Source organism: Aquiflexum sp. (genome assembly GCF_977115555.1).
Genome location: NZ_CDSBKL010000603.1, coordinates 1 through 1,785, shown reverse-complemented (window position 1 = coordinate 1,785; position 1,785 = coordinate 1). Strand labels below are relative to the sequence as shown.

The 1,785-nt window shown below is 38.7% G+C and carries 2 protein-coding genes; one reads left to right on the top strand and one right to left on the bottom strand.

What is annotated here, in order from left to right:
- The coding region (locus ACZFYI_RS20010) for a protein kinase domain-containing protein (protein ID WP_462525885.1) at positions 1-701 on the bottom strand (701 nt) is incomplete at its 3' end.
- 227 nt (positions 702-928) lie between these two features.
- Here ACZFYI_RS20010 and ACZFYI_RS20005 point away from each other — a divergent pair.
- Positions 929-1,785, top strand: an 857-nt coding sequence (locus ACZFYI_RS20005) for a catalase (RefSeq protein ID WP_462525884.1), incomplete at its 3' end; no start/stop codon positions are given.

Genomic DNA, 1,785 nt, shown 5'->3' with positions numbered 1-1,785 from the left:
AGGATGAGGTTAGAAACAATAGGCGGCACAGCCGCTATTTCCTCCGGACTTCTAGGGGTCAATGCAATGTGGGCGTGAATTTTGGCCGGGCCTTCTTTGGATTCAAAAGGGAGTTTGTCGGTAAATAACCAATAAAAAACCACACCCAACGAATAAATATCTGTATAATATCCTATATCGGTACTTATCCTTCCTGTCTGTTCCGGGGCAATAAAATCATCATCCGCTTCAGAAAAGATCAGCCTGCTTTGTACTCCGATTTTTCTTTGAATGCTTGTAGCTAGGCCTAGACTGATAAAATATATCTTGTTTGTTCCTGATTCGATCAGGATATGGTTCGGATTCAGATTAAGATGTACGATTTCCTGACTGTGTACTTCTTCGAGCCTTTTGGTGATGGCTACACAAATTTTTAATTTGTCAATTATACTAAGCGAACTTGAATTATATTCCTTGAGGTTTTGTCCTTTGATAAATTGCAATTTGAGATTAAGTTCAGAACTGCTGTTTTCACTTCCCAAAACCTTTCTGAATCCTTCAATAGATTTGCCAACAAATGACGCCTCATTCCCTGATTTAAGGTAGTCTATTTGTGAAAGGGTAGAAAGAGAAGCCTTTTTGATGACAAAATTTTGCTCAAAAAACGATTCCGATCTCAGAATAGAATGTATTTTGGCTGCATACAAAACATGCAATTTCATTTATGTTAAATTTTGAGGATAATAATGAAAGCGTCAATTGTCAAATAATCTGGGTATCGATGATAAGCGGCATCAATAGCTTTTGATTTAAATATAATACATTTTTTATTATTCAAACCACCTAATAATATTTTGTTATCCAGAAACTTTACCCTATTTTTAATTACTTTCAAATTTATTCTCTTGACAGTTGTAGAGATTCTTCAAATACAAACTTCTTAAAAATTATGTCAGATCAGCTTTCAGGTAAAAAAATAGGGCATGAATATGTCACTGCCGATGAGGACAGTATCGCCTCCCAAATGGTCAATGAATTTGAGGCCCAGGTCACCAGAATGTACAAAGACAAGAAAATGCTCAGGCAGGTCCATACCAAAATGCATGGCTGTGTCAAAGCGACTTTTACAGTAGAGAAAGACCTGCCTAAAGAATTGAAAGTTGGGGTCTTTAAGCATGAAAAAGAATACCAGGCATGGGTTAGGTTTTCAAACGGCAACACCCAAACACAGAAAGATAAGAAAAAGGACATCAGGGGGATAGCCATCAAACTGATGGGAGTTCACGGAGAAAAAATACTGAAAGACGAACATTTCCTGGAAACCCAGGATTTTTTATTGATGAGCAGTGAGACATTTTTTGCAAAAACCATTAAAGAACTGAATACGCTCTTGACAGCACTGACTTCTGCCAGCAAAATCAAAACGCTTCTTTACTTCCTGAACCCCTTGCACCTTCCCACGCTGATGCGGATCAAAAAAAGTATGGTTGCTTGTGATAATCCGCTCAGTATCCCTTATTGGAGTACACAGCCTTACCAATTCGGGACGGTTGACCGAGCAGTAAAATACCACCTCAGACCTTCTCCAAGCAATATAACTGTGGTAGAAAACACCAAGGATTATGATTACCTGCGTTACAACCTAGCCCAGACTCTATACGACAATGAAGCCAAATTTGACTTTTTTGTCCAATTCCAAACCGATGCTGATGCAATGCCGATAGAGGACCCAACAATTGCTTGGACCTCACAATACGTAAAGGTAGCTTCCCTGACTATCCATCCTCAGACTTTCGACAAAAATGC